This window comes from Mangrovibacterium sp. (genome assembly GCF_041596335.1).
In the GTDB taxonomy this organism is placed as follows: Bacteria; Bacteroidota; Bacteroidia; order Bacteroidales; family Prolixibacteraceae; genus Mangrovibacterium.
Genome location: NZ_JBFHIT010000049.1, coordinates 26,941 through 35,374 on the forward strand (window position 1 = coordinate 26,941; position 8,434 = coordinate 35,374).

The following is an 8,434-nucleotide window of genomic DNA, read 5'->3' on the forward strand; positions in this document are numbered from 1 at the left end:
ACAAAATTATCGGAAACTTAGCAAGAGCAATTTGTTGGATTCGAAATAGCATAATTCGGCTGTCAATCTTTAATGAGTTTATGGCCTTCAAGCAAGTCAATATTAGTTCCAAATATAGATATGAAACCATGTTGCAGTTTCGTGTTCAACAGAAATCATAGATTACCAATTCAGAACAACTCAACGGCTAACAGGTTTGAAGGAGTATTCAACTTTCTGCTAATTTATAAAGTTAGTTGATTCCGATTTGAAAGAAGCAAAAAAAAGAGCCCGAAAGCTCTTTTTGTCATTGTTATGATATCGTTCAATCTTTAGAAAGAAATATCGTACAGATCTTTTCCGTCTTCCAGAAACGTTTTAACGCTTATGTCCGTCATCGGATGCTTGATCAACTGCATTAAAAGTTCAGGCCCTACAGTTGCTGAGTGTGAACCATTCATACTTACCCGATGAATTTGATCCACGGTTTTGAAACTAGCTGCCAAAACCTTGCATGGCAATTTAAAGTCGACCATATTTTTCACAATATCGCGAACAACTTCAATCCCATGGGAGGAAATATTATCTAACCGACTGACATAGGGAGCAACAAAGTCGGCACCTGCTTTTGCCGCTACCAATGCTTGTTGCTGGGTGAAAATAGCCGTTGCGGTGATATTAATACCTGAATCTTTCAGGATTGCCATCGCCTTGTATCCCTGCGGAGTGACCGGAATTTTCGCATAATAGTTATCGCCTACGTCGAAATAATTCTTATACGTTTTGGCCTCATGAACAATATCCTCAGCGGTCTCGCTCATTACCTGGACATGAATCATCCCGTGACCGATAATTTTTAGGATTCCGTCAATCGCCACGGATAACTTTTCGCCAGACTGTTTCAGAATTGTTGGATTCGTTGTTACTCCCTCCAAAGGGAAAAAATCATAGAGCTCTTTCAAAGCCGCGAGGTCCGCGGTGTCTGCCATGTAAATCATATCATCAAAATTTATTTGTCGTTACATATGCCAACAACCAAAGAGCGGCTCACAACTTTATCGAACTTCCTATTAGATATCCTTCGCGTTTGCCAGCAAAAACTCTTCAGCCTCGACCGACCAAAGTTCGTTATTTCGCTCACAAATATCGTGTAGTCCGGCAAACAGGGGGTCAGATTTACCTTTTTCTTTAAATTCAGAAATGGCCGTTAACGGAATATCTTTATGCGTATAAATCAATTTTTTACCGCCCGGTATTTCCGGCAAATGTAATGTTGTATCAATCACCGCGTTTAGTCCGCCAATATGCGTAACCAACCCGGCCGGATCCAGTCCCTTGCCAAACATCTCGAGTGACTCAACCATGTCATCATTATTTCCGCCCGATGTACCTACGATATGGGTCGAAGCGTAATGCACATTGTAAAAATTCATTTTCGCGGTAAAGTCTGTATTCCCCGGGCCTGCGAAGAAGTTCAGGCAACCATCATTTGACAGGATGGCATCACCCTGCTCAATAACCGGAGGAACCGGTGCAAACACAAAAACATCATTGTATCCTTCGTCTCCGGTTAAATCGCGTAATTTCCCAACCGGATTATCGCCACTGGTATTGAGATAAATCAATTCAATTCCTTTCGTTTTGGCCCATTCGGGGGAATAGATTGAAGCCGCCCGATCCAATCGCGCCTGATCGATGTCAGTTACAACCATCAGCGATGGTTTTCGATCTTCGCGCATAATCACATAATTGATCGCTGCCAGTCCCATCGGTCCTACGCCCGCCAGAATAGCCATTTTCCCTCCGTCGACAATTTCCATCTGATGAACATACGAGCCAGGCTTGGTGTGGTAGTTCGCATGCATGGCACCAATAACACAACTAAGCGGTTCGGCCAGCGATGCTGGATAATAACCCGGACCATCGTATGCCAGCAAACAATCTTGCACCAGCACATCTTTCGGAATAATCACATAAGTGGCATTTCCGCCAATGTATTGGTAAGAGTAACCCGGAGCGCTTAACACCCCAACCGGACCTTCCTCGTAGTATATTGCCGGTTGAATGGAGAATTTTTGCCCGGCTTTAAACTTGTGCTGCCAATTAGCACCAATTTCAACTAACTCGCCTGCAAACTCATGACCAATCAAAATCGGTTTTTCTGCAACATCATTCGGAATGCGTTTGTGATCGCTTCCCTGTGTAGCTGCCTTGTATGACGACATACAAATACTGTCGGAAATCACTTTGGCCAAAATCTCATCAGCCCCAATTTTAGGAAGTTCAAATTCTTCCAGTCGCAAGTCTTTCTTGCCGTATAATCGAATACCTTTTGTTTTCATTTTATCCTTTTTGCTTAAATTCATTTTAGGTCATCCTGAATTTATTTCAGGATCTGTTTTTCTTTTGAGATCCCGAAAAAAGTCCGGGATGACTTATTCTGACGCTATTAATTCAACATATTTTGACCGCCGGTTACCGGAACGGCTTGTCCTGTTTCATATTCCTGTTCGATGACATAAAAAATGGCACGCATTACATCGATCGGCGTACACCCCCGACCTGCCGGAACCTGTGCTTCGTAAAAAGCTTTCACATCGTCAATCGTTTTTGCGCCGGGCACTTTTCCCGCGTTCAGGTATTGAACAAATAAGCCTTTCTCGGGATCGGCCCACAACGGACCGTCGAAAAAGTTTCCCGGACAAATCGAATTCACTTTGATGCGGGAAGGCATCAGCTCCAGTGCAAACGATTGGGTGAGCCCGATCCCACCAAATTTCCCACCGGCATAGGCAAAGTTTTTATTGCTCCCCTTTAAACCCGACTTCGAATTGATTTGAATGATATCGGTGAAGTGATCGTGTTTATATTTGTTCTGCAATTTCATAACAGCCGAAGCATATTTCGAGCACAGAAAGTAAGCCGAATAATTCACTTTGGTCATCAATTCAAAGGTCTCTGGAGTCATTTCGTCTAATCCACCAGCACGCAGAATACCGGCATTACTGATAAATGTGTCCAGTCCACCAAAATTCACAACGGTTTGATATACCAATTGTTCCACCGATTCAGCATTCGACACATCAGCTTTCACAAACAACGCCTTGTTTTTGCGATTTGCGACATTCAGTTCGTCCGCAAACTCCCTTCCCTTTTCAGCATTCAGGTCAGCAATTACGACATTCGCTCCATGTTTCATGAGTTCCACCACAATACCTGCACCGAAACCCTGAGCTCCGCCGGTTACAATAATTATTTTGCGATCAACACGGCCGGCAGTAGCTCCCAGCGAAATTTTAGAACGATATTGCTCCACTTCCCAGTTTTCGATAAACTGAATTTGACTCGCTGTCATCGGGTGTTCGCCGCCAAACTTTTCGGCCAGTTTTGCAATGCGGCATACGTCAGTCACCACATCGTAGAGAATATCTGCTCCCTGCGCATGATCGGCAATAAACAGAACACCCAGTCCGCCAACGAAAATCACTTTTGGCAATTTTCCTTTTTCGCTTTCGTAGTTTGCGATTTTAGCTTGAATGTCGTTTAAGAAGCCTTCAACATCACCGCTAAACTGAGCATAAATAAAGGCCGAGTTGGCGTAAACAATACCGTCGGGTGTGAATGGATTGGCAACGGCCTGGTAATTTTCAGAATCGATGTAAAAGTTGAGTAAACTGTTATTCGCCAGCCGGACTGATTTCAATCCTTCTGCTGAAACCATCATGCGGATGGCCGGTACAATTTGAGCGGCCTCTGCGGCAACCGGAAGCTCTTCCACAACTTCCTCAGATCCGTAGGCAGCATCCAGTTTTGCTTCAATATCGGTGTAAATCGCTTTAACTTCATCAATTGTGTTTGCACCCACAAATACGCCATGGTTTTGCAAAAAAATCACAGCCGGCTCTTTCCCCTTGTCTGCCCGGTATGTCAAAACAGCTTTTTCAACCACCTTGAACAGAATATATCCCGGATCATCGTAAGGGATGTACAGCACCTCGCCGCCAAACAATTCGGCGGTTCTCTCAGCTGCCTGATTGCTGCACATCAGGCCGTTCACTTTAGTCGAGTGCGTATGCACAACAAAGGCAAAATCGATCAGATTGTGCAGCGATGTTTCCACCGAAGGACGCTGTCCTTTCGCCGGTTCGACCCGACTCTTCATCAGGTCATTTTTAATCTCCTCCTCACGCTGCAACACATCAGTCGAGTAGGTCTTTACGTTAATTTCATTCAGTTGTGCGCGGTCAAGTTTTGCAAATCCGCCCTCGCCGATGGTTGCCAGGCTAAATCCGCTTGCTTTGATCCAAAGATGATCGCCATTCTTATAGGATGTGTTTCCACCACCGGCCAACACATAATCCTTCTGCCCGCCGTAATACTGCGAAATCTCGATTAAATCTTTTATTCCTTGTTTCATAATTATATTAAAATCCACGTTTGAATTTCCAAATTCCAAAAGTTCACACCGGAATCCGGTTTATTTATTGATTTGTTATTGGGCTAAAAAATGTTTGATGACGGCATTTCCAAGAGCAATAAACTCATCACGCTTATCCACCTTCGCTTTCCCCGACTTTTGCAAGTAACCAACTTTGCCTTTGGATTTCAGGTACTGGTGTGCCGCAATGACACAGGCACCCTGGTATCCAATTTTTTTCATCGCCGGACTCAATTCCTTGCCATCGCCGCCAAAAATTTCAATCGGATCAAGTTGAGGGGTATTATGCTCAGTTCCGAAAGTGATGACAAAACCACGATCATTAAAGAAATGTACAAACTCTTCCATGATCTCCGGTTTGTTCCGCCCGGGAATCAACTCGAGCATGTAAACGTTTTTCGCCACTAAACTTTGATATAGTTTCTCGTAGTCGCCTTCAAAATCAGTGAACTCGCCTTTCGGATTGTCCAGCAAAACCGGATAGCAAGGAATTCCTCCTGCGTGAATAATCAGTTCGATCACTTGCTCCAGACTCAGAAACGCTTTGTCGTCCTCGGGAACAAAAGCGCGTCCACCTGATTTAAGCAAGTTGCCACGAATCTCGTTTTCCAGGGCGGCAAAATCGTTCATAGCCGATTTGGGTTCTTTGCCTGAAAATACTTTGGTGAAACAAGTTTTTTGATCGGCTTCTACCGGATAAGCATCAACGATCGCCTCACGTAAGGCTTTGGCAATATGCCGTTCGCGAACCAAGTTTTTGGCATATCGCTCCTTTACCCCTTCAAAAGTGAATGAAAATCCGGCACCAATTTCAGCCAATAATTCATTCAGCTTACCAATCATTTGGGCAGTTTGGCGATTGCTTTCTTCCTGAATCTGGAACAAACGATCAACCATCGCCACATTCAAATGAACTGGAAATCGCAGTCCTTTACCGCTAAAGTAAGTTCGTCCCGGATTATTCGGGTCGTTCACCCGAATGCCGGCTGCCTGCAAATCTTTTTGCAAGCTCATAAACTCAATATTAAACAAAGGGAAAACACCTGAGCTTTTGGCTAACGCATTGAATTGCTCGAAGCCATCGGTGGTGTAGAAATCGTTAATCCCCAGCACCTTCACATTTTCCTGTTTTGCCATATCGAATGGCTGACTGATGTTGTTAAAAGCGCTGAACGAATAGGGAGTATGGAAATGCCCGTTTACCTGCAGGATTTCCGAATTATAGTCACCCACAGAGGCCAGCATTTGCTCTGGCTTGGGGTACTTCGAAAATACAGAATTCGTCATAAGTTTTGATCTTCAATTTGGTTTGTATTCCAAAGTAAGAAAATCAAACACAGAAAGCTATCCTTTGGTGTCCTGTATGCGGATCGAACAAAAAAGGGGTCTCCATTTGGAGATCCCTTTCAAATATTTTATGCCAACTTGCTTAAAACGTTTTGCAATATTCATCAATCGCCAGCACGTACTTTTGCTTGTCGGTATCCGATAAAAAACTCCCGACAATTGAATTCATAGCAAGTTGTGCCAGTTCCTTTTTATTCAACAACAGAGCATCTGCTACGGCCTGATAATTTTCATTCACATAGCCGCCAAAATAGGCCGGATCGTCAGAGTTTACAGTGACAATCAATCCTTTATGCAACATCCGTTTTAAGGGATGTTCTTCCATGTTTCCAACAACTTTCAGAGCTTTGTTAGAAAGCGGACAAACGGTCAACGGGATTCTCCGATCTTTTAGTTCCTCCAGCAAATAGTCGCATTGTACCGATGCGTTTCCGTGATCAATACGGTCGACCTTCAATAGGTCAATCGCTTCGCGAATGTAGTCTTCTGTTCCTTCTTCGCCGGCATGCGCTACAACCTTGAAACCAAGCCGGCGAGCCTGTGCAAAAACAGATTCAAATTTAGAAGGTGGGTTTCCACGCTCAGAAGAGTCAAGTCCTACGCCAACGATGAGATGTTTGAAAGGTAACGCGTCTTCGAGCGTTTTAAAAGCCGAAAGCTCTACCAGATGCCGAAGAAAACACATGATTAATCGACTTGTAACCCCTAGTTTCTCCTGCCCGTCCTGCAACGCCCGACTGATTCCGGTAATCACAGTCGCAAATTCAATTCCTCTTGCTGTATGCGTTTGAGGGTCGAAAAAAACCTCGGTATGAACGACCCCCTGAGCCTTTGCCCTATTCAGGTATGCCCAAGTCAGATCATAAAAATCCTGCTCAGTTTGAAGGACATTGGCTCCCTCGTAATAGATATCCAGAAAATCCTGCAATTTAGAGAAGGAGTAGGCCTTCCTGAGGGCTTCAACAGTTGGGTATTTCAAACTAATTCGATTCCTTTCTGCCAACTCAAAAAGTAGCTCCGGCTCAAGTGTTCCTTCTATATGTACATGTAGTTCGGCTTTGGGTAAACCTTGAATAAATTCGGCTATGTTTGTTTCCGCCATGATTCAAATATTTTCGGCAAAGTTCACTATTCTTTCGCGTTTATAAAGACGACAAAAGTCAGGAATTTTACACAATCCCGGAAACCAGTGCGATTATTTATTGTCTGCGCGAACAGTAGCACTGGCTTTTTTCATCTGTTTTCTGCTGTCACAAGTCATTTTTCGGGCTCGAAATCATTTCGATTGCCCCCTGAACTGATCTTCTTTGTCTGCAAATAAGACATTGAATGTCGTTAGGCTTCCGTATGCACGAGTGATATATTGCTGCAGTTGCACTTTATCATCGTCACTGAGTTTGGGATGGCTGTTAATGTTTTGCTCTAATACCCTTAGGCGGTCACGCAACATGACGATTTTATGAAAGAAAGTTTCCATTGGAACTTCTTTGGATTGAAGATCCGGATTTGCTGGCTTCATTTCCAGGATGCCCCCGCTCCATTTGTCGGCCATTTTAACCGCGTAGTTTAATCCCTGATACTTATCCAAAACATAGGTCAATGCGTTTTCCACCTCCGACAACGTTAATCCGGTTCTCGGTTTTTCTTCCGGGGAACTGATAATTTCGATATCCGCATTGTACTTTGTCAGCTCCATCTTGCCACCCCGCTCGAAAAAAATCTCATAAATAGTCAGGTGCGACCGACTCACAATTCCTTCACCATAAACCGGGTGCTTTACCCTTGTGCCAACTGCCAGATCTTCCATAATACTTCAATTATAAGTTTAAAACGCATACTATATTAATAGGAGGGAATTTACCTTTCAATTATTCAACCTCCGGCTCTTCCCTCAACAGAACATCCTCGATTATGCGAGGATAGTGTTCGTATTCCAATTTATGAATGCGTTCTGCCAGCGACTCCGGACTATCTCCGGATAAAACATCACATTTCGCCTGAAAAATAATACTTCCTGAATCGTATCTGCTGTTGACGTAATGGATCGTGATTCCACTCTCCTTGTCTTTATTACTAATAACCGCTTCGTGCACATATTTTCCATACATTCCCTTTCCTCCATACTTAGGAAGAAGAGCTGGATGTATATTAATTGTCACAAACTCCTCGGTTAAATAATTAGGTAACAACCATAAAAAACCGGCTAAAACGATCATATCCACTTTTCGGTCACTCAAGCTCTCCAGGATATCAACACTTTGATATAGCTCATCCCGACCGAAAGTAAATGTCTCAACTCCCAAGCGTTCAGCACGAATCAAAGCGTAGGCATCCTCATTATTCGACCATAGAGAATCAACAGTCACGTCTCTGCTATTCTTAAAATATTCAATAATATTCTGTGCATTAGTGCCTGATCCTGAAGCAAAAATGGCAATTCTTTTCATAAAAAAACAGGTTAAAACTTAATTTTTGAACTTTAGACCACATTGTTCAATTATAGGTTACCCAATCAGAACAATGCCGGCCAAATCAACTATTTATTTCAATTTTTCTTTGAAATATTTTGGGTAAATTTATTACTTTGCACCGATTTTTTAAAAACAAAATTGAATATTAACTTAAAATTAGAACTATGTCTGACATTGCATCTAAAGTAAAAGCAATTAT

At 43.1% G+C, this 8,434-nt stretch carries 7 protein-coding genes; all 7 read right to left on the reverse strand.

The features are described from left to right. Nucleotides 1–311 precede the first annotated feature (311 nt). Nucleotides 312–977, reverse strand: coding sequence for a transaldolase family protein (locus ABZD21_RS15270; protein ID WP_372775941.1), 666 nt, complete (start codon nt 975–977; stop codon nt 312–314). 72 nt (nt 978–1,049) lie between these two features. Further along, complete coding sequence (locus tag ABZD21_RS15275) at nt 1,050–2,321, reverse strand: zinc-binding dehydrogenase (protein WP_372775942.1); 1,272 nt, start codon at nt 2,319–2,321, stop codon at nt 1,050–1,052. 107 nt (nt 2,322–2,428) lie between these two features. Further along, the gene (locus ABZD21_RS15280) at nt 2,429–4,396 is read right to left on the reverse strand and encodes an SDR family NAD(P)-dependent oxidoreductase (protein ID WP_372775943.1); all 1,968 of its coding nucleotides are present in this window, start codon (nt 4,394–4,396) and stop codon (nt 2,429–2,431) included. A gap of 75 nt (nt 4,397–4,471) precedes the next feature. Next, on the reverse strand, nt 4,472–5,704 hold the full coding sequence (locus tag ABZD21_RS15285; protein ID WP_372775944.1) for a hypothetical protein: 1,233 nt from the start codon (nt 5,702–5,704) through the stop codon (nt 4,472–4,474). A gap of 142 nt (nt 5,705–5,846) precedes the next feature. Continuing rightward, nucleotides 5,847–6,866: an adenosine deaminase gene (locus ABZD21_RS15290; protein ID WP_372775945.1), complete on the reverse strand. Its 1,020-nt coding sequence runs from the start codon at nt 6,864–6,866 to the stop codon at nt 5,847–5,849. A gap of 174 nt (nt 6,867–7,040) precedes the next feature. Beyond that, nucleotides 7,041–7,571: a hypothetical protein gene (locus ABZD21_RS15295; protein WP_372775946.1), complete on the reverse strand. Its 531-nt coding sequence runs from the start codon at nt 7,569–7,571 to the stop codon at nt 7,041–7,043. 61 nt (nt 7,572–7,632) lie between these two features. Continuing rightward, nucleotides 7,633–8,211: a phosphoribosylglycinamide formyltransferase gene (locus ABZD21_RS15300; protein ID WP_372775947.1), complete on the reverse strand. Its 579-nt coding sequence runs from the start codon at nt 8,209–8,211 to the stop codon at nt 7,633–7,635. Between the last annotated feature and the right edge of the window lie 223 nt (nt 8,212–8,434).